Here is a 19231-nt window from a genome sequence, read left to right on the forward strand (position 1 = left end):
AGCTTGAAATTTCCTTTATATTTCTCTAGAAAAATAGCGTTTTCCAAAGATAACAAAAATAATCTCTCAAGGGTTATCATCTTCATCGGCAGACTTTCTGTAGCTTTAGGGATCATTGTTTCTCTCATTACAGTTTCTACAGGCTTCGGCTCAAAGAAAGCGATTAAGGAAAGATTGGCCGATTTCAGTGGGCATATTACCATAAAGTCTACAAAATCCAATTCATCTTATAATACTTCAATTCTTGATAATCAGGGATTAGAGCTTCAGAAGATAAAGGATCTTCCTGATGTAGCAAGCATACAAAAATATGCAACTGTAACAGGTATTATGCGGAATGAGCATAATTTTGCAGGCATTATTTTTAAAGGGGTCGGAAAAGATTTTGACAGTTTACGTTTCAAAAAGTTTTTAATTGAAGGACGAACTCCCATCGTAACAGAAGTAGGTTATAATCATGGAGTTACTATTTCACAAAAAATTGCTAACGATCTTCATCTTAAAGTAAAAGACAGCATCGTTACGATCTTTTCTAAAATTGACCAGCAACCTATTTACAGAAAATTTGAAGTTGTAGGAATTTATAAAACTGATATTAAAATGATTGATGAGCAATTTGTTATTGGAGGCATCAATCATGTAAGAAAAATTCAGGATATGAAACCCGATGAAGTAGGTGGTATAGATATTTTCCTGAAAAATGTAAATGACATTGATAAAGACTATCCTGAAATTGAACAATTGATCGGTTATAAAAACTATGCAGAAAAAGCTACTGATAAGTTTCCACAGATTACCGACTGGATAAGCATTTATGATACCAATATTGCTCTTATTATCATTATCATGCTGATCGTGGTCATTATCAATATTATCATGGTTCTCTTGATTCTTATTATTGAAAGAACAAACTCTATCGGATTGCTTAAAACTTTAGGAGCAAGTAATTCTCAGATCAGAGCTACTTTTATCAACTATACATTAATTATTATGATTCCAGGTCTTTTGTATGGAAATGCAATTGGTCTCGGATTGATTTTAATTCAGAAGTTTTTCGGCGTGATCAAACTTAATCCTGAAAACTATTATGTAAGCACGGTTCCTGTAGATCTGAACCCGATTGCGATCATCTCGATTTCTCTGGGAATCCTGATTATCTCCGGACTTGCTTTAATCATTCCTAGTTATCTGATCAGTAAAATTTCGCCCGTAAAAGTGATTAAATACAACTAATCAATTGTTCTTACTGAGCCGTTCTTTACAATTTAAAATCTTATCTTTGCAGAGCTTATAAAACAGTTATGAAATACGCAAAAAATATTCTTGAAACTATCGGAAATACGCCATTAGTAAAGCTTAATAAAGTTTTAGGAGAAGACTTTCCGGCATTAGTTTTAGCAAAAGTAGAGACCTTCAATCCGGGCAACTCTGTGAAAGACAGAATGGCGCTGAAAATGATTGAAGATGCTGAAAAAGACGGAAGATTGAAACCTGGAGGAACGATTATCGAGGGAACTTCCGGAAATACAGGAATGGGATTAGCTCTTGCAGCGATCATCAAAGGGTACAAATGTATTTTCGTAACCAATGCAAAACAGTCAAAAGAAAAATGTGATATTCTACGTGCAGTAGGTGCTGAAGTAATCGTTTGTCCTACAGATGTGAAGCCTACTGATCCGCGTTCTTACTATTCTGTTTCAAAAAGATTAGCAAAAGAAACGGAAAACGGATGGTACGTAAATCAATATGATAATTTATCGAACAGAGCGGCTCACTACGAGTCTACAGCTCCTGAGATCTGGGAACAAACAGAAGGAAAACTGACTCATTTTGTAGTTGGAGCCGGAACAGGAGGTACGATTACAGGTTGTGGAAAATTCTTCAAAGAAAAAAATGCTGATATCAAAGTAATTGGTGTTGACACTTACGGTTCTATTTTGAAGGAAATTCACGAGACAGGAGAAATTAACTTAGGAAACGCTTACACTTATATCACAGAAGGTATTGGTGAAGATATTCTTCCTGAAAACTATGATATGTCTGTGATCGATCATTTTGAGAAAGTAACAGATAAAGACGGTGCTGTTTATGCTAGAAAACTAGCTAAAGAGGAAGGAATTTTCTGTGGATATTCTGCGGGAAGTGCTATTGCTTCTTTGGTTCAGATGAAAGATCAGTTCACAAAAGATGATGTGATTGTTGTTCTTCTTCATGACCACGGTTCAAGATACGTTGGAAAAATCTATAACGATGAATGGATGAAAGAAATGGGTTGGTTGGATTAATCAACTTTTCATTATAAAAATAAAACTCAGAGTATTTTGCTCTGAGTTTTTTATTTTATTCCGTAATATTTTTCTTTAAAACCTGTTTCAATAAGCTATAGTCTTTCTCACTCATTGATTTTCTCGGAAACATATAATTGTATTTTCCTTCCAGGGTAATAAACTCATTATTACTGTCGAAATATTCAAAATCTTTCCATTCACTGGTTTCTTTTTCGTCGTCAATGTTTACAATGAAGAAACTTTGGTCGAATGTAATTTCGTAAATATTGCAGTTTTCAAGCTTAGTTAAATAGCCATTCACCTGTTTTTTCCATCGTGAAACTTTATTGATACTTACCGAAAGAAAAACTGCACAAAGCAAAAACAGAAAACTCACAAAATATAAAATCCCAAATTTTTCTTTGGTAAAATCATCTTTAAAGAAAAGCATTATTAATAAAATCAGCCCTACAACTGCTGTAGTAATTGTTTTCCCTCTCGTAGTGGACGAAAAAAACAAACTTCCCTGATCTCCACTAAAATATATTTCTTCGAAATCTTTTCTTTTAGGTTTTAGAACAATAACCTTTTCTTCATTCATATGTATTAATTTATTCTCACAGCCTACAAAGCTAAAAGAAATAGTCTGAATTTCGAATAAAACATCTTAAAAACTCCCTATTTTTCCAACCATCCCCAAAACCTCTCACTTCTCACTTCTCACTTCTCACTTCTCACTTCTCACTTCTCACTTCTCACTTCTTACTTCTTACTTCTTACTTCTTACTTCTTCACTAAAGATCTTCATACCCGCCACTCATCGCTGAAAGCTTATTCATCAGCTCACGGTTTTTCTGTCTTAAATGTTCCATTTTTTTCAACATATCATGAATAACTTCCAATCCGGGAAGATTAATTTCCAAATCATAATGCCAGTTGGCAAACTTTTCAAAAACCGGAAGATCTTCATACATCAGATAACGGGTTTCATTTTCGGTCTGAATATTCAACAGTCCGGAATCCACCAGTTCATCAAAAAAAGTGATTTCGATATTGTATATTTTTACGAGTTCTTCTCGTGATATTCTTTCACTCATGGCTTATGAATTTTTAAGTTGTTCAAAAAATTCTTTCTGCTTTTCCGTAAGATTCGTGGGGAGCTTCACTTCGTACGTCACAAATAAATCTCCGAATTCGCCGTCTTTTTTGTACATCGGAAAACCTTTTCCTTTCAATCTTACCGTGGTTCCGTTCTGCGTTTCGGGTTTCACTTTCAGATTAACGCTTCCAACCAACGTATTCACTTTTACATCTCCGCCTAAAACGGCTGTATATAAATCAATGGAAACCTTTGTTTTTAAATCATTATCAATTCTTTCAAAATTCGGGTCAGATGCAATATTGAAAGTAATATATAAATCTCCGCTTGGACCGCCATTGAAGCCTTGGTTTCCATGACCTTTCAACTTAATTTGTTGTCCGTCATAAACTCCCGCAGGAATCGTGATTCTTACTTTCTTCCCATTAATTTCAAAAGTCTGCGGATGTGTAGTGGCAGCATCTTTTAAACTTAAATTCAATTCCGCGTGTACATCCTGCCCTTTAAATTTTCCGGAAGCACTCCCTCTCGAACTTCTTCCGAAACCACCTCCTGTTCCACCAAACATATTCTGGAAAAAATCTGAGAAATCCTCTCCTTCTCCAAAATCAGCCCCGGAAAATCCTCCGCCGAAATTTCCTGATTGACTTTGATATTGTCTTTGTTCCTGTTGTTGGGATTTTTCATATTCCTCACCATGCTTCCAATGTTCGCCGTATTTGTCATACTTTGCACGGTTTTCTGCATTGCTCAGAACTTCATTGGCTTCGTTGAGCTCTTTGAATTTTTTTTCCGCTTCCTTATCATTAGGATTAAGGTCCGGATGCAGTTTTCTTGCTAATTTCCGATATGCTTTTTTGATATCTTCCTGGGTTGCGCTCTTGTCTAAGCCTAAAATTTTATAGTAATCTATATAAGCCATAGAAACGATATTTACTCAAATTTAAGGATTTTATGACTGAATTTTATACAACAGAATGTTAAAAATTAAGCTATCTTTGATCAAAAAGCACAACATGACAGAAGTGTTGAAAAACTACTCCGGTATTTTACTTTTACTCTTGGGAATCACTATTGGAAGCATCATCGGAATTGCTGCACCCAATCTTGTAAATTACTTAAAACCTTTAGGTGACATCTTTCTTAACCTTCTTTTTGTAAGTGTTGTTCCGTTGGTATTTTTTGCAGTTTCCAATTCCATTGCATCATTAGAACAGCAGTCTAAGTTTGGAAAAATCATGCTTATCATGGCTTTAACGTTTCTGTTTTTCATTTTAACAGCAGCTATTTTCACTATTTGTGCGGTGTACCTGTTCCCTGTTTCAGGAGTCTCAGGAAGTAAGGAAATTGTGGAAGAAGCAACGAATAATGACAGTTGGGGCAATAGAATTGTAGGATTTTTTACCGTTGGCGAATTTACCCAGCTTTTTTCAAGACAAAATATGTTGGCTCTTTTAATTTTTGCTTTTATGACAGGGTTTTCGGCAAGAAAAGCAGGAGAAAAAGGACAGCCATTCAGAATATTTATTGCTTCCGGATATGAAGTTATGAAAGAATTACTTCTATTAATCATGAAAGTAGCACCGATTGGTTTGGGTGCTTACTTTGCTTATCAAGTTGCAACATTAGGACCTCAGCTTTTCGGATTTTATGCTAAACCTTTAGGATTATATTATATTGCAGGAATCGTTTATTTCTTCGTATTTTATTCATTGTATGCATTTATGGCTAAGGGTAGAAACGGGATAAAAAGTTTTTGGACCAATGCAGCTTTTCCGACATTAACCGCTTTAAGTACATGCAGCAGCTTTGCAACAATGCCTGCAAATTTACAGGCTGCAGCAAAAATTGGAATTCCAAGCCAGATTTCAAATATTGTGATTCCGATTGGAACAACGTTGCATAAAAACGGTTCTTCGATGTCTTCCATTATTAAAATTTATGTAGCTTTTTTAATTATCGGAAGAGATTTTTTTGATCCGATGAACTTACTGCTGGCTTTAGGAATTACTGTTTTTGTAAGCATCGTTGCCGGTGGAATTCCAAATGGAGGTTATATCGGTGAAATGCTGATGATTTCCGTTTATAAGTTACCACAGGAAGCCATTCCAGCAGTGATGATTATCGGAACTTTGGTTGATCCTTTAGCGACCGTTTTAAATGCAGTCGGCCAATTGGTTGCATCCATGTTTGTGAGTCGGTTTGTGAAAGTTTGATTTCAAATAGCTCTTTAGTTTAGAATTAAAACAAAGCATCCCAAAATGAGATGCCTTATTTATTATTTACTTTTGATAATCATAATACCTCGCTCCTTTCAAAACAGGATTTTCCAGTTCCATCGATTTCAATCCAAAACCTTTGCAATTTTCATTAACAGAATGTTTCAATTGTTTTCTGTGAAGTTTTTCATACGTATCGAAATCTACTGCCGTTCTGTTTTTCAACTCTTCAAACAAATTCCATTTTGCCACCACATTCTTCCAGTTTTCAGAAATTTTTCCGGCAAAAACTTTAGATTTTGAGCCACTTCCATATCCTAAAAACCCGATTTTTTGTCCTGCCAATTCTTCATTGTCGTTAAAAGAAGTCTGTAATGCAGAAAGCAGCGCCATAAAAATTGAAGCGGTGTACATATTTCCGATTTCTGAAGAGGCTCTTTGTGATTTTTCAATTTTATCATTAATAAACTGAATATATTCTTCAGATTTAGCAACCGCTTTTTGCTCTTCAGGAGTTTCGTAAGATAAGCCGTTTTCTAAGCTGTAAATTTCCGTGAACACTCTTTTCCCGTGGAAAGCATAAGGAAGATGAAAAATAAGGTATTTCCATGCTTCATACGGTTTCTTTTCTCCGGTAATCTCTTTATAATGATCATACGCCTCTCTGATTCTATCCTGATAACATTGATTAGAGTAGTGACCATCAAAAACAGGTTCATCTGTAAAAATTTCAATATTCTCAGGGAAGTCTTCAGGGGCATTCGTTAAATCTTCTTTTTTGAAATGCCTTCTTGGTTTGAAAAAATCAAAAACACTTTCCGTAGCAATGCCCCAATTGTTTTCAATTTCAATTAAATCAGGTTTTGAAGAGACCAAAACAGCTACGGCACCTCCTCCCTGTGTATATTCTCCTGAAGAAGCCAACTCATATTTGGCATAATCACTTGCAATAACCACTGCTTTTTTCTCAGGATTCACCCTTACAAAATCTACAGCATTGTGCAACGCATCTACTGCTCCGATACAGGCAAAAGTCATATCTACCACATCACAATTTTTGAAAACTCTTGCTCCAAATTCTGCTTCCAGCGTTTTTTCTACCATTTGCATGGCATAAGAAGCTGTTGGTTTTGCAGCATCCAAAGCACTTTCTGTTCCTAAATAAATTCTTGATATTTCTTTTGGGTCGATATTATAATCTTTAATCAGTTTCAATAAAGCTTCCGCTGCAAAAGTTGCCGCATCTTCATGTACATCAGGAAGCCCCATTTTATGTAATCCCAAACCTTTTTCCAGCTTTGCCGGTTCAATTCCCCTTTTTTCTGCCAAATCTCTAATTTCCAAATACAAAGAAGGCACATAATAACTTGCTGCCTCAATTCCAACTGCCATATAACTTATTTTTATTACGAATTTAAAAAATGTAAATGTTTACTTAAATATGATTTTTATAAAATCTTTACAAAAATTGAGTAAAAATATTTTGCATCAAGAATAGTGCAAATTTGTTCCAATACACAATTAAATAAGTGTTGTATTCATAAAAATAACCGTTGCAAAAACAACGGTTATTCTATTTCTAATACACTATTTTGATTGAAATTTATTTAAAATCTTCAATGGCTTTATTGATCGCATCGATCTGTTTATTAATACTTGCAGCACTTTGAGGGTTTTGTTTTAAAAGTTCCATTTTCTTATTTAACCCATCTTTTAGCATCTGAGTGATCATCATTTTTGCCTGAGGATTATCTCCCATCTGTCCTTTTGCACGACCCAACATTTTTGTGATGCTTTCTGTTGCTTTCAGATTATCAGAGCTCATAATCCAGTTGTATCCCTCTTCCGCAGATTTTCCTAATTCAGGATTCTGGAATTTAACAAAAGGATAGAAAGCCGCAACCTGAGCAATATTTGACATTTGAGAAGTCACTTTATTTTTCACAATAATCGGCAACAGTTTCTCCAATAAATTGTCCGGAGCACCTTCCAAATCAATTTTATCTGCTAGTGTACTTGCTTTAGATGGATCAATTCCGACGATTGCACTTACAGAGCTTGCTTTTACAGCGTTGGAAACAGCATTCACTCCTTTTTCCATAATCGGAAGATATTTTTTATCCTTTGTTTTTGCCAACGCTAAAATTGCCGCTGCCTGAACCAAAGTTTTCGGATCGTTTGCAGCCAGTTTTTCAGCATCAGCTCCCATTGCTTTGAATTGTTCCGGGTTGGATAAATCCATCAGCTTTAAAGCTCTCATTCTTACTCTGAAGAAAGGATCTTTAACGGCTGCTGCCAATAATTTTGTTGCTGCAGGATTTTTTCCTACCTGATCTTTAATTCCGTTCAATGCAGCAAATCTGCTTTTAAATTCTTTAGAACCTAAAAACTGCATTAAATTTTGCTCAGGAGTTTTCGTATCTGTAATATCTGCTAACAACACACCGTCTGCATTAATATTTACCAAATCTGCATTTTTAGAAACATCAAAATTGAAGGTATTTTTTGCCTCCGCATTTACCCAAACGTTATATCTTTTCGGTTTTCCGTTTTCATAAACATCAATTGCTAAAGGAAACTGGAATGGCTGCTCCTGCGTTTGTTCGATAACAACTGCAATTTGTTTTTTAACCGGTTCGAAAGTATAAGAATATTTGATTTTAGGGTTTCCGTTTCCGAAATACCATTGATTAAAGAACCAGTTTAAGTCTTTTCCTGAAATTTTTTCAAAAGATAATCTTAATTGGTGAGCTTCTCCGTTCTGATATTCATACGTTTTCAAATAGTCATTCAATGCAGCGAAGAAAGCATCATCACCAAGATAATTTCTTAACATATGAAGAATTCCTCCTCCTTTTTGATACGTCACCAAATCGAAAACATCTTCACGGGAATCATAATTAAATCTCACTAAATTTTTCTCAAAATTTCCCGGCGTGGTAAGATACATATTGACATCCATCATCTGGTGATAATCTGCCTGATCTTTTCCGTACTTATATTCGTTCCAAAGATATTCTGAATAGTTCGCGAAAGATTCATTTACTGTTAAATTACTCCAGCTTTCTGCAGTTACTAAGTCTCCGAACCATTGGTGGAATAATTCGTGAGCAATTGTATCTTCCCAGGTATTTTCATCAATTAATTGTCCTGGTTTTTGTAAAATATCACTTCCATGAAGGGTTGCTGTCGTATTTTCCATTGCACCACTCACATAATCTCTTCCTGAAATCTGTGCATACTTTGACCAAGGATAGTCATACCCTAATTTTTTAGAGAAAAACTCGATCATTTCCGGCGTGTTTCCGTAGATCTGCTTTGCATAAGGTTCGTATTCTTTTTCGATATAATAATCCACTGCAATATTTCTCCACTTGTCTTTCACAATTGCATATTCACCTACTCCCATGAAGAAAAGATAGGTAGAATGTCTTTTATCCATTACCCAATGATCTGTTCTCAAACCATTCGCTTCTTTCTGAGAATCTTTTAAAAGTCCGTTGGAAAGCGTTACATATTTATCAGGAACGGTCATATAAATTTCCTGAGTTGTTTTCTGGTTAGATTTATCAATAGTCGGGAACCATGCAGAAGAAGATTCCGTTTCTCCCTGAGTCCAGATCTGTGTCGGCATATCCGGATCTTTTCCCTGAGCATTAATGAAGTATAATCCTTTTGCATCATTAATTGCAGCACTTCCTTCTTGTTTTACTTCATTCGGACGTGCTGTATATTTGATATAAACCGTGTAATCCTGATTTTTCTGGTAGGTTTTGTCTAAAGTGATCTTTAAAACATCATCCTTATAATCATATTTTAAAGGAGATTTTTTGCCATTGATATCCAAAGCCACTTCATGAATCAGCATTCCTTTTGCATCCAATGTTAATTCGTTAGTAGGATAGAAAAAAGGAGCGGCAGTCAGCCATTCTTCTCCGTTCATTTGTTCCTTCTGATAATCAAAATTTACTTTAAGTTTCGTATGTTTTAGTTCCGTTACTTTTGTATGAGTGGCTCTGTACACCTTTTCTCTTCCTGAAGTTTCGGTTTGTGCTGCTACATTTGTGGAAAAGAAAATTCCACCCAATAAAGCAATCGATAAAATGGCTTTTTTCATTATTATTTTGAATTATATTTTTATTAAATGTCAAAAATAGTATTGACCTCTATTTTGTAATTTCTTTTGTGAAAGTATTTTTTGTTCCTCTCTGCGTAATGATAAACTGTTTTTTGGCAGGGTAAAAGTCGATCACAATTCCTGCTGTGTCAAATTTAAAACTAGTATTTGAAGTGGCTTCCAGCGGAAATGCACCTTGTCCGGTTGCCTGTGCCATGAGTTTTTTATCCTCGATAAAGATATTGATTTTTAAAGGGAAATCCCGGCATACATAGTTTCCTACAAACTTCTGCAATTCGGTTTCCGAAATTTCCAACGTTTTAAAATTGGGCATTTCAAAGTCTTTTCCTGTTGCAGTTTCCATCATTTTGATAGAAATCTCGTTGGTATCCATATCTGCCTGGTTCGTTGTAAAACTTACCGCCGTTTTTATATCCGGAAAATAAAACAATGCCGATCTGAAATTATCAATTCCGCCAGTATGTCCGAATCCCCAATATTTACCAAACGGAACTTTTACCAGCCCATATCCGTAATTATCTACAAAGGTTTTCATCTTTTCCAGGCTTTCCTTTTTGATTAATTTTCCTTGTTCCAGACCAAGAATAAAAGTCAAAAGGTCTCTTGGTGTCGAGATAATGTTTCCAGCTCCGATCGGAATGCTCATATCGGTTTCATTGGAAATTTCATATTTTCCGTTTGTAAACTGGTAAGATTTTGCCTGATCTTTTGAAGTATCGATTTTCCCTCCAACCTCCGTCAACGTCAGTTTTAAAGGTTTTGTAATTTTAGCTTTGATTAATTCTGCATAAGTTTTTTTGTACACCTTTTCAAGAATAAAACCTAGCAGGATATAATTTGAATTGCTGTATTCGTGTTTTGAACCCGGTTCAAAATCACTTTTATATTTTTTAATGATGTTAACTAAACTGCTCTCTGTCTGAGGTTTGGTATTGTATTGCCAGTATTCGGCTTCGTTGGTTAAATTATGAATTCCGGTTCTGTGCTGCAATAAATTTTCAATCGTAATTTTGTTTGCATTGGGAACTTCTGGGTAAAATTCAGAAAGTTTTTGATCCAAAGAAATCTTCTTTTCTTCAACGGCTTTCATCACCAAAACCGCTGTGAACGTTTTACTGATTGAACCAATTCGATATTGCGTGTTCACATTTGCCTTTTGTTTTTTTTCAGCATCAGAAAATCCGATCACCTTAACGAAAGTCGGGCGGTCATTTTCCGCAAATGCAAAACTTCCCATTACTTTATGATGAACAGACAAAGAATCGAAATAATTCCCTAGTTTTTCCTTTATATTCTGTTGTGAGAAAGCGACACTTGAAACACCGATCGCTGATAGAAAAAGCAACTTTTTTAACATACTTTTGAGATTTGATCAATAGGTTGAAAAATTTCAAAAGATGTTACAAAAAAAGTGAAGTTTTACACTTCACTTTATGCTTTATATTTAATTTTTATTGAATCGAAATCTTTAAATCGCAACAGGTGCTTTAATTCCAGGATGCGGATCGTAGTTTTCTAAGGTAAAATCTTCAAAATCGAAACCGAAAATATCTTTAATTTCAGGATTTAACTTCATTGTCGGAAGTGATCTTGTTTCTCTTGAAAGCTGTTTTTTCACCTGCTCGAAATGGTTATTATAAATATGAACATCGCCAAAACTATGAACATAATCTCCGACTTCCAAATCGCAAACCTGCGCAACCATCATTAACAACAATGCATAACTCGCAATATTAAAAGGTACTCCAAGGAAAACGTCTGCACTTCTCTGATACAATTGGAGCGACAACTTTCCGTCTGCTACATAAAACTGAAATAAAGCATGACAAGGAGCCAAAGCCATATTCGGAATTTCTGCTACATTCCAGGCAGAAACAATCAGCCTTCTGGAATCAGGATTTTTTTTGATCTGATCGATCACTTCTGTAATCTGATCGACAATTTTTCCGTCTGCTCCGTTCCAAGACCTCCATTGTGCTCCGTAAACAGGACCTAAATCTCCGTTTTCATCTGCCCATTCATCCCAGATTGAAACTCCATTATCTTTTAAATATTTGATATTGGTATCACCTTTTAAGAACCAAAGCAATTCGTAAATAATAGATTTCAAATGCACTTTTTTGGTCGTTACCAAAGGAAAACCTTTCGACAGGTCATATCTCAACTGATATCCGAAAACACTTCTCGTCCCCGTTCCCGTTCTATCTGTTTTGTCTGTTCCGTTATCTAAAATATGTTGTAAAAGGTCTAAATAATTTTGCATTTCGAAAGCGATTTATAGTGTTCAAATTTAGAAAAAACTTAGTGATTTTCTATTATCATAGATCATAAATTAAACAGTTTTAATTTTGATTTTACCAGATTTCTTCAATCGTTTGCTGGACATTATTAATACTAAAATGATCTTCTTTCTTCTTACCCAACATAGCTTTTACTAATGGCGATTCTGCTGAAACAGTCATAATTTTTTGACTATCCAAAATGATTTCACCCATTGAAACTGAAACATAAAATAATCCTTTATCCGTTTTTACCAATGCTCCGTTCTGCACTTTTAAGGAAGCTTCGGAAGTTATTTTCTGAAGGATATTCTGTTGGCTTAATGTTTCATTGAGCTGCCTTTGAAGGTTATTGATCTCCTGCTGAAGCATTTCTCTTCCGGTCTCATATTTATCTCCCATCGAGCTTTTGGTATCATTATTTGAAGCTCTTGTTTCAGCGATGAGATTTTCAAAATTGTGGATTTTCTCTGCAATTTTTATTTGTAAAACACTTAATATCTGTTGTTTATTCATTCTTTCTTTTAAAAATATTATTCATTACAACTTATCAATAATGAATAATCGTAAATTTTTATAATTAGTTTTCCGGTTTTTTGGATCAGGGTCTATCAGAATAAAACTATTTCTCAAAGACCGCATAATCCGATATCTGAAAATTAAAACCTTTCTCTTGATCAAAGTCTCGATTAGAACCCTCAAAAATATTGCTGAACACTCCAGATAAATGATCATCTTCAATATTGAAATCAACCGGTTCTTTTGACATATTTAACACCACCAAAACCTCATCTTTTCCATTTTTCCTGAGGTAAGCTAAAATTTTATCATTGGCAGTCGTGTTCAGAAGATGAGTTGTAGCAGCAGGATCTCCTCCTCTTAAAGCAGGATTGGAAGATTTCAGATTCAGTAATGTTTTATAAAAACCGGCATTCTGATAACTATTCGTCCATTGAATAGGATCTTTTTCAAAAAATTCCAACCTTTTGTTATTAGGTAATTCTTGTCCTGAATATAATAAAGGAACTCCATTCCAGGTTACTGAGAAAACAGCCATTGGTTGGGTGATTGCTCCGTATTTTTCATATTCTGTACCATTCCATGAATTTTCGTCATGATTGGTCGTAAACCACGCTCTCATAGAACCGTCTCCTATTTCGGTATATCTTGCCAGTAAGTTTTTGAGATCCTGTAATGGCTGGTTTTGGTTATAATAGTCATTCGAGGCATGCATCCATTTCCAGGAATAGCTTGCATCAAATACTTTTCCATATTCAGGGTTTTCCAGCTCATCAAATTCTCCTAACCAAAAAAGAGGTTTTACCGTTTCCACTTCAGGTCTTGCCTGCTCCCAAAAACCAACTTCAACCCAAGATGCCAAATCACATCTGAAACCATCGATATGAGTTTCTTTTACCCAAAATTTCATGGCATCAATCATAGCTTTTCTCATCTCTTGATTGTTGTAATCCAGCTCAATAATATCATCCATTCCTGAGGCAATATGAAATTTACCATCCGGATCTTTTAGATAAAATTCAGGATTCGTTTTCGTCCAGACATGATCCCAACCCGTATGATTTGCTACCCAATCTATAATAACTTTTAAGCCTAATCTGTGTGCAGCATTCACCAGATGTTTAAAATCTGCCAACGTTCCGAATTCAGGATTGATAGAAACATAGTCTGAAGCGGCATAAGGACTTCCCATACTTCCTTTTTTATTTTGCTGGGCAATAGGAGTAATAGGCATAAACCAAAGTGTTTTCACACCCATCGTTTTAAGTCGGGGCATTTCTTTTTCAAACGCTCTGAAAGTTCCTTCTTCGGTATATTGTCTTACGTTTACTTCGTAGATATTAGTCGTATGCTTCCATTCTTTCGGAAAATCCATAGTGTTTTATTTATATGTTGAGCTCATGAAATCGATAAAATCCTTTTTCATGTATCTATCTTCAAAAATAATGAATTGGGTGATAATAGAAATGAATTGTATATGATAAATTTTGCTCTAAAAATGATTTCCATTTATAATTATTTCACAAAAAAACCCCGAATTTTCATTCAGGGCCTATATTTTTTAAATGCTTTTATTATCTCTCATCATCATTTTCGTCTTCATCATCGAAAGCATCGTCATTGTAATCTTCTTCTTCGTCATCAAAGTTATCATCATCTTCATCCTCAAAGTTGTTGTTTCCTCCGAAATCATCATCAAAGTTAAAATCATCATCCATTAAAGGCATTGCCGACTTTTTCTTTGATCCTGAAGCACCATTTTTGCTAGGAGCTTTTAAAGGAACGTTTCCAAATCTGTAAACCGTGATAGGATAATTAACTCCTTTAGTTTCGTCGATAATTTCTACAAGCTCACAGAAGAATTCCCAAAGGTCTAAAAGCCCATACTGAAACTGAGCTTTGTCTCCGCTATTTTCAAACGCCTCATCAATGTATACATCTGACATAATTTCGCCATCACCATCATCACTCATATCTTCTAACGGAACACTTTTTACTATTGTACCATCTTCTTCCAGCAAATTAAAAGTAGAAAGCTCCTCACCTTGCAGGCTGAATGCACTTTTAATTCCTAAATGTAAGTTCCATAGCGTCTGTTTTCCTTTAACTTCGATATCACGGAAAATATCTTCTTTCGCATCTAATATTACGCGGATTTTGTAAACCATATCAGTTTTTAAATTACTTTTTGCCTTTTTTATTATGATAAATCTCTGCTGCAAATATATAATAAATGACATGTGACAAAAAAATATTTCAGAATTTTTTAAAATATTTTTTTTTCTTACATTTTGCCGAAACTATTTACTTTTTTCGAGCATAAAACTGAATTTCGTTCCTTCAAGATACACACTTTCTACCGTAATGTTTTCGTTGTGAGCTTCAAGAATATGCTTCACAATTGCCAAGCCAAGACCGGAACCTCCTTCTCTTCTGCTTCTGCTGGTTTCTACGCGATAAAATCTTTCAAAAATCCTTGGTAAAAGTTCAGATTTTATTCCCATTCCGTTATCAATAACTTCAATAAGAACTTTATTTTTTAAGATACTTGTTTTTACGACCACTCTTGCTTCCTGCCTATTCGCATAATGAATCGCATTGGAAATCAAATTAATAAAAACCTGGGAGATTTTCTGCTTGTCGGCATCAACAAAAATCTGCGGATGTAATGTCTGAATTTGTAATGTTGTATTGCGTTTTTCTGCTTCAAGATCGAGAAGATCAAAAATCTCTTTTATAAGCAGGTTTACATCGAATCTGGAAACTGTAAGATTAATCTCTCCTGCTTCAAGTCTATTGATCATATCCAAATCCGTCACAATGGCAATCAGCCTTTCTACCGATTTATCAATTCTCTCCAGATATTTATCCCGAATCGTAAGATTATCTACGCCTCCGTCTCTTAATGTTTCTACGTATCCCTGAATGGAAAACAAGGGAGTTTTAAGTTCATGAGAAACATTTCCGATATATTCTTTACGATAGCTTTCCATTTCTTTCATCATATCAATCTCCGTTACTTTCTGTTGATTAAGATCTGAAAAACGCTCTCCTAATTCTTTTATCGTAATATTCTCATCATTGTCCTGAACAATTTCCTGAGGTAAAAGCTGAGAAAGCCCGCGAACCTGTTTCTTTCCATAATAATTAAAAAGCAGCTCCAACACGAGATAATTGATAATAAAGATAAGAATCAGACAGATAAACAGTCCTATTTTAAAGAATGCGGTCTGATAATAGAGATCCTTCAGCCAATCAAAAATGATGACTAAAAGAAACATCACCACTGTAAGCAAACCAGAGGTGGCGAGTGTAAGTCTGTAAAATTTCAATTTTACAAATATTTAATAATTAGTGTATGTCTGTAAATTTCGGATTAAACAATAAGTTTATATCCTATTCCTTTTAATGTCTGAATGGTATTAATTCCTAATTTTTCTCTGAGTCTACGAATGTGAACATCGATGGTTCTCTCTCCTACAATCACATCATTTCCCCATACTTTTTCAAGAATTTCTTCTCTTTTGAATACTTTTTCTGTGTTTGAAGCTAAAAGATACAATAGATCGAACTCTTTTTTAGGTAATAAAAACTGTTGTCCTGCTTTTGAAACTCTAAAATTGTCTTTATCGATTACCAGATCTCCAATTTCAATCAGCTTACTATTATCAGTAACCTGAGAGGTCAGTTGTAATAAAGCATTTACTTTGGAGGTAAGGATTTTCGGTTTGATCAATTTTACAATATAATCATTCGCTCCTGCTTGGAAACCTGCTAATTGTGAAAATTCTTCACTTCTCGCAGAAAGGAAAACAATTAATGTTTTTTGAAGTTCTTTTACTTTGCGAAGTTCCTGGCAAGTTTCGATACCATCTTTTTCTGGCATCATTACATCTAATAGAATAAGATCCGGGATAATTTCTTTGGCTTTTTCAATTCCTTCGTTACCATTGGTAGCGGTATAAATATCGTAGCCTTCTTTTTCTAAGTTGTAAGACAGAATCTCTAAAATATCCAGTTCATCGTCTATTAAGAGGATTTTCTTTTGGTTCATTTTTAATTTTTACGAGTCAAAGTTAATAATTTTTAAAGCACAGATTAACAAATCAGCCATCGTTCACATAAAGTTAACAATTATATCCATTTCTTAATGTTTAGTTAAGGAAAATTTAAATTTCACTAAACCATTTACCCCGTCAATCTTTTATTCCTTTGCACCGAAAGAATATAGTAAAAAAAATGAATTTTAGAAAACTGAGTATCGCAGTTTTGTTTTTAACAACATCGGGAACTGTACTTTACGCTCAAACGACCAAAAACGACACTATAAAGAAAGAAAAGAAAATCGAAGGTGTCATCATTAAAGGGTCTACCAAAAAGGGAACTGAAGCTAACCTTATCAGTGTACAAAAGAAATCTGTAGAAGTTATAGAGCGTGTAGGTTCTGTACAGCTTGCAAAACAAGGTGTAGGAGATGTTGCAACAGCTGTAACAAAAGCTACGGGAACTATTAAGCAGGAAGGAAGCGGACAAATTTTCGTAAGAGGTCTTGGTGATAGATATAACAGTACTACATTAAACGGATTACCAATTCCGTCTGATGATCCGGAGAACAGAAACATCGATCTTTCGATTTTCAAGACTTCAATGATCGAATATATTTCATTAGATAAAGTATACAACCCAAAATTATTGGGTGATTTTGGAGGAGCAAGCATCAGTATTGTTTCTAAAGAATTTTCTGGTAAGCCTTATTTTAAAATAGGTTTAGGAAGCAGCATCAATCTTCAGACTTTTGATAATAATAATTTCAAAATACAAGATGGAGCTCCAGGATTTTTCGGATTTAAGGAAACTACTTTTACTAAAGGAAATCCTTATCAAAACTATCCTTTTAAAACAAAATGGAATTTCAAAAATGCAGATAATCCGTTCAATACAGATATGAACATTGAAGGAGGGGCAACCTTCGGAAAATTCTCTGTCTTTGGTTATGCAGGATTTGAAAACGCATATGAATACAGTACAGGACAAGAAGGATTCTACTTTGCGGATAATACTCCAAACAAAAAATTTGATGTAGAACGTTCTAACTATAAAACAAATACTACAGCGTTAGTTAATTTAGGATATAAGTTCAATTCTAGCAATAAAATTAACTTCACTTCCAATTTCATTCATTCTTCTGAACAGACTGCAAAAATATTCAAAGGATATTCTTATGATGTTGACAGAAATGTAATCATTAACAGAGGTGATAATAAACTTACCAGCACTTGGGTAAATCAATTATTAGGTACACACAAGTTAGGTGATACATGGACTGCAGACTGGGCGGTTGGTTATAATATGCTAAACAGCAAAAGACCAGATCGTATGCAGAATACGATTGATGCAACAACAATGCAACTTATTTCAGGAAGTGCCATCAATAACCACAGATATTTTGATGAGTTAAAAGATAATACGGTTTTAGGTCATGCTTATCTTTCTAAAACTTTAAATAAATTCAAGATTACTGCAGGATACGACGGACAATACAAAGACAGAAAATTCAACTATACTACGATTGGTATGAACTTCGGTCTTTCTCCTCAAGTAGATCCTAATAATATTGATGCTTTTATTAATGCTACAAACAATAGCTTATTCACTTACCAGACATTCCAGCCGACAGCAAAATTATTTACGCCTTTCAATTATACGGCAAAACAGAATATTCAGTCAGGATTTGCTAATGTAGATATTACGCTTTCCGATAAATTTATCGTACAGGTAGGTGGACGTTTCGATTACATCGATATGCAGATGAAATGGATTGATCCGGTTCAGGGAGAAGGTAAAAAGAATAAGCAATACAATAAATTCTTACCAGCTTTAAATGCTAAATATAGTCTTAATGACAAGCAAAACTTAAGATTATCTTTCTCTAAAACATATACATTACCACAAGCTAAAGAACTTATTCCTTTTGCGTATTATGATGTAACTACGAATACATACGGAAATCCGGATCTTGCTCCGTCTGACAACTATAATGTTGACGTGAAATGGGAATTATTCCCTAAATCTGGCGAGTTGGTTTCAGTAGCAGCTTTCGGAAAATATATTCAAAATCCAATCGCAAGAACCACTTATGCGAGTTCTGCACCAAGTGATATGACATATTTCAATGCTGCAGATTCAGGATATATCGTAGGAGCTGAAGTAGAAGTGAGAAAAGATATCTATTCTTGGAGCAATTCAAAAATCTATACTTTCATCAACGGAACGTATATGCATTCTGAACAAGACCTTAAATCTCAAGCTGATATTGCAAAAGAAAACAAAGGAAAAACGGTTGTGTTTACCAAAGATAAAAATGCTCTTCAAGGAGCTGCTGATTTTATTGCCAACGTAAACTTAGGGTATAATTACAAATGGAACAGCAACTTAAATTCATTAGACTTTGTGGTTGTATACTCTCACGTAGGAAAAAACCTTTATGCTTTAGGAACTACTGATATCGGAGATTTTTATGAAACAGCAAGAGATCTTTTAGATCTTAACTTAAACTTCACTTTAGATAAAATAGGAATCGGAGTTTCTGCGAAAAACCTATTAAACCCTCACAATAAAATAGAACAGGAAAATAAAACAGCTACATTGATCAACAGAGACTATACAAAAGGACGTCAGGTTGGTTTAAGCTTATCATACAAATTTTAATA

General features: G+C 34.6%; 16 protein-coding genes. 4 read left to right on the forward strand and 12 right to left on the reverse strand.

Annotated elements, in window-relative coordinates:
- The first annotated feature begins 3 nt into the window (after positions 1 to 3).
- Together LV842_RS11625 and LV842_RS11630 are read left to right on the forward strand one after the other, a co-directional pair.
- Complete coding sequence (locus tag LV842_RS11625; RefSeq protein WP_233111626.1) at positions 4 to 1233, forward strand: ABC transporter permease; 1230 nt, start codon at positions 4 to 6, stop codon at positions 1231 to 1233.
- A 68-nt stretch (positions 1234 to 1301) separates the two neighbouring features.
- Positions 1302 to 2285: a PLP-dependent cysteine synthase family protein gene (locus LV842_RS11630; protein ID WP_233111627.1), complete on the forward strand. Its 984-nt coding sequence runs from the start codon at positions 1302 to 1304 to the stop codon at positions 2283 to 2285.
- A gap of 55 nt (positions 2286 to 2340) precedes the next feature.
- Here the strand turns inward: LV842_RS11630 and LV842_RS11635 are convergent, their stop codons facing one another.
- From LV842_RS11635 to LV842_RS11645, 3 genes are all read right to left on the reverse strand, one after another.
- The gene (locus LV842_RS11635; RefSeq protein ID WP_233111628.1) at positions 2341 to 2868 is read right to left on the reverse strand and encodes a hypothetical protein; all 528 of its coding nucleotides are present in this window, start codon (positions 2866 to 2868) and stop codon (positions 2341 to 2343) included.
- A 193-nt stretch (positions 2869 to 3061) separates the two neighbouring features.
- Positions 3062 to 3364 carry a chaperone modulator CbpM gene (locus LV842_RS11640; RefSeq protein WP_233111629.1) on the reverse strand — a complete coding sequence of 101 codons (303 nt, stop codon included), beginning with the start codon at positions 3362 to 3364 and terminating at the stop codon, positions 3062 to 3064.
- Between the two features lie 3 nt (positions 3365 to 3367).
- Positions 3368 to 4288: a DnaJ C-terminal domain-containing protein gene (locus LV842_RS11645; protein ID WP_233111630.1), complete on the reverse strand. Its 921-nt coding sequence runs from the start codon at positions 4286 to 4288 to the stop codon at positions 3368 to 3370.
- A 94-nt stretch (positions 4289 to 4382) separates the two neighbouring features.
- Here LV842_RS11645 and LV842_RS11650 point away from each other — a divergent pair, with 94 nt between their 5' ends.
- The gene (locus LV842_RS11650) at positions 4383 to 5582 is read left to right on the forward strand and encodes a dicarboxylate/amino acid:cation symporter (protein ID WP_233111631.1); all 1200 of its coding nucleotides are present in this window, start codon (positions 4383 to 4385) and stop codon (positions 5580 to 5582) included.
- Positions 5583 to 5648: 66 nt separating this feature from the next.
- Here the strand turns inward: LV842_RS11650 and LV842_RS11655 are convergent, their stop codons facing one another.
- The 9 genes from LV842_RS11655 to LV842_RS11695 form a co-directional block, all read right to left on the reverse strand.
- Positions 5649 to 6977, reverse strand: coding sequence for a hydroxymethylglutaryl-CoA synthase family protein (locus tag LV842_RS11655; RefSeq protein WP_233111632.1), 1329 nt, complete (start codon positions 6975 to 6977; stop codon positions 5649 to 5651).
- A gap of 211 nt (positions 6978 to 7188) precedes the next feature.
- Positions 7189 to 9702, reverse strand: a complete 2514-nt coding sequence (locus LV842_RS11660; RefSeq protein ID WP_233111633.1) for a M1 family metallopeptidase — start codon at positions 9700 to 9702, stop codon at positions 7189 to 7191.
- Positions 9703 to 9751: 49 nt separating this feature from the next.
- Complete coding sequence (locus tag LV842_RS11665; protein ID WP_233111634.1) at positions 9752 to 11080, reverse strand: serine hydrolase domain-containing protein; 1329 nt, start codon at positions 11078 to 11080, stop codon at positions 9752 to 9754.
- Between the two features lie 111 nt (positions 11081 to 11191).
- On the reverse strand, positions 11192 to 11986 hold the full coding sequence (locus tag LV842_RS11670; RefSeq protein ID WP_233111635.1) for a thymidylate synthase: 795 nt from the start codon (positions 11984 to 11986) through the stop codon (positions 11192 to 11194).
- A 91-nt stretch (positions 11987 to 12077) separates the two neighbouring features.
- Positions 12078 to 12518 carry a hypothetical protein gene (locus LV842_RS11675; RefSeq protein WP_233111636.1) on the reverse strand — a complete coding sequence of 147 codons (441 nt, stop codon included), beginning with the start codon at positions 12516 to 12518 and terminating at the stop codon, positions 12078 to 12080.
- 106 nt (positions 12519 to 12624) lie between these two features.
- A complete protein-coding gene (locus tag LV842_RS11680) occupies positions 12625 to 13896 on the reverse strand; it encodes an alpha-amylase family glycosyl hydrolase (protein ID WP_233111637.1) in 1272 nt (423 codons plus the stop codon).
- 199 nt (positions 13897 to 14095) lie between these two features.
- Positions 14096 to 14689, reverse strand: coding sequence for a plasmid pRiA4b ORF-3 family protein (locus LV842_RS11685; RefSeq protein WP_233111765.1), 594 nt, complete (start codon positions 14687 to 14689; stop codon positions 14096 to 14098).
- Between the two features lie 132 nt (positions 14690 to 14821).
- Complete coding sequence (locus tag LV842_RS11690) at positions 14822 to 15853, reverse strand: sensor histidine kinase (RefSeq protein WP_233111638.1); 1032 nt, start codon at positions 15851 to 15853, stop codon at positions 14822 to 14824.
- A 44-nt stretch (positions 15854 to 15897) separates the two neighbouring features.
- Positions 15898 to 16575, reverse strand: a complete 678-nt coding sequence (locus tag LV842_RS11695) for a response regulator transcription factor (RefSeq protein WP_233111639.1) — start codon at positions 16573 to 16575, stop codon at positions 15898 to 15900.
- Positions 16576 to 16760: 185 nt separating this feature from the next.
- On the opposite strand from LV842_RS11695, the gene LV842_RS11700 reads away from it, so the two are divergent.
- Entirely contained in the window at positions 16761 to 19229 is a 2469-nt protein-coding gene (locus LV842_RS11700) for a TonB-dependent receptor domain-containing protein (protein ID WP_233111640.1), read from the forward strand.
- Positions 19230 to 19231 lie beyond the last annotated feature (2 nt).

The sequence above is a fragment of the Chryseobacterium gwangjuense genome (assembly GCF_021311115.1).
GTDB classification, from domain to species: Bacteria; Bacteroidota; Bacteroidia; order Flavobacteriales; family Weeksellaceae; genus Chryseobacterium; species Chryseobacterium gwangjuense.

Coding starts and splice junctions, on each gene's coding strand:
- LV842_RS11675 (WP_233111636.1), bottom strand. CDS start 12,518: ATGAATAAACAACAGATATTAAGTGTTTTACAAATAAAAATTGCAGAG.
- LV842_RS11655 (WP_233111632.1), bottom strand. CDS start 6,977: ATGGCAGTTGGAATTGAGGCAGCAAGTTATTATGTGCCTTCTTTGTAT.
- LV842_RS11680 (WP_233111637.1), bottom strand. CDS start 13,896: ATGGATTTTCCGAAAGAATGGAAGCATACGACTAATATCTACGAAGTA.
- LV842_RS11630 (WP_233111627.1), top strand. CDS start 1,302: ATGAAATACGCAAAAAATATTCTTGAAACTATCGGAAATACGCCATTA.
- LV842_RS11665 (WP_233111634.1), bottom strand. CDS start 11,080: ATGTTAAAAAAGTTGCTTTTTCTATCAGCGATCGGTGTTTCAAGTGTC.
- LV842_RS11685 (WP_233111765.1), bottom strand. CDS start 14,689: ATGGTTTACAAAATCCGCGTAATATTAGATGCGAAAGAAGATATTTTC.
- LV842_RS11700 (WP_233111640.1), top strand. CDS start 16,761: ATGAATTTTAGAAAACTGAGTATCGCAGTTTTGTTTTTAACAACATCG.
- LV842_RS11670 (WP_233111635.1), bottom strand. CDS start 11,986: ATGCAAAATTATTTAGACCTTTTACAACATATTTTAGATAACGGAACA.
- LV842_RS11695 (WP_233111639.1), bottom strand. CDS start 16,575: ATGAACCAAAAGAAAATCCTCTTAATAGACGATGAACTGGATATTTTA.
- LV842_RS11650 (WP_233111631.1), top strand. CDS start 4,383: ATGACAGAAGTGTTGAAAAACTACTCCGGTATTTTACTTTTACTCTTG.
- LV842_RS11645 (WP_233111630.1), bottom strand. CDS start 4,288: ATGGCTTATATAGATTACTATAAAATTTTAGGCTTAGACAAGAGCGCA.
- LV842_RS11660 (WP_233111633.1), bottom strand. CDS start 9,702: ATGAAAAAAGCCATTTTATCGATTGCTTTATTGGGTGGAATTTTCTTT.
- LV842_RS11635 (WP_233111628.1), bottom strand. CDS start 2,868: ATGAATGAAGAAAAGGTTATTGTTCTAAAACCTAAAAGAAAAGATTTC.
- LV842_RS11640 (WP_233111629.1), bottom strand. CDS start 3,364: ATGAGTGAAAGAATATCACGAGAAGAACTCGTAAAAATATACAATATC.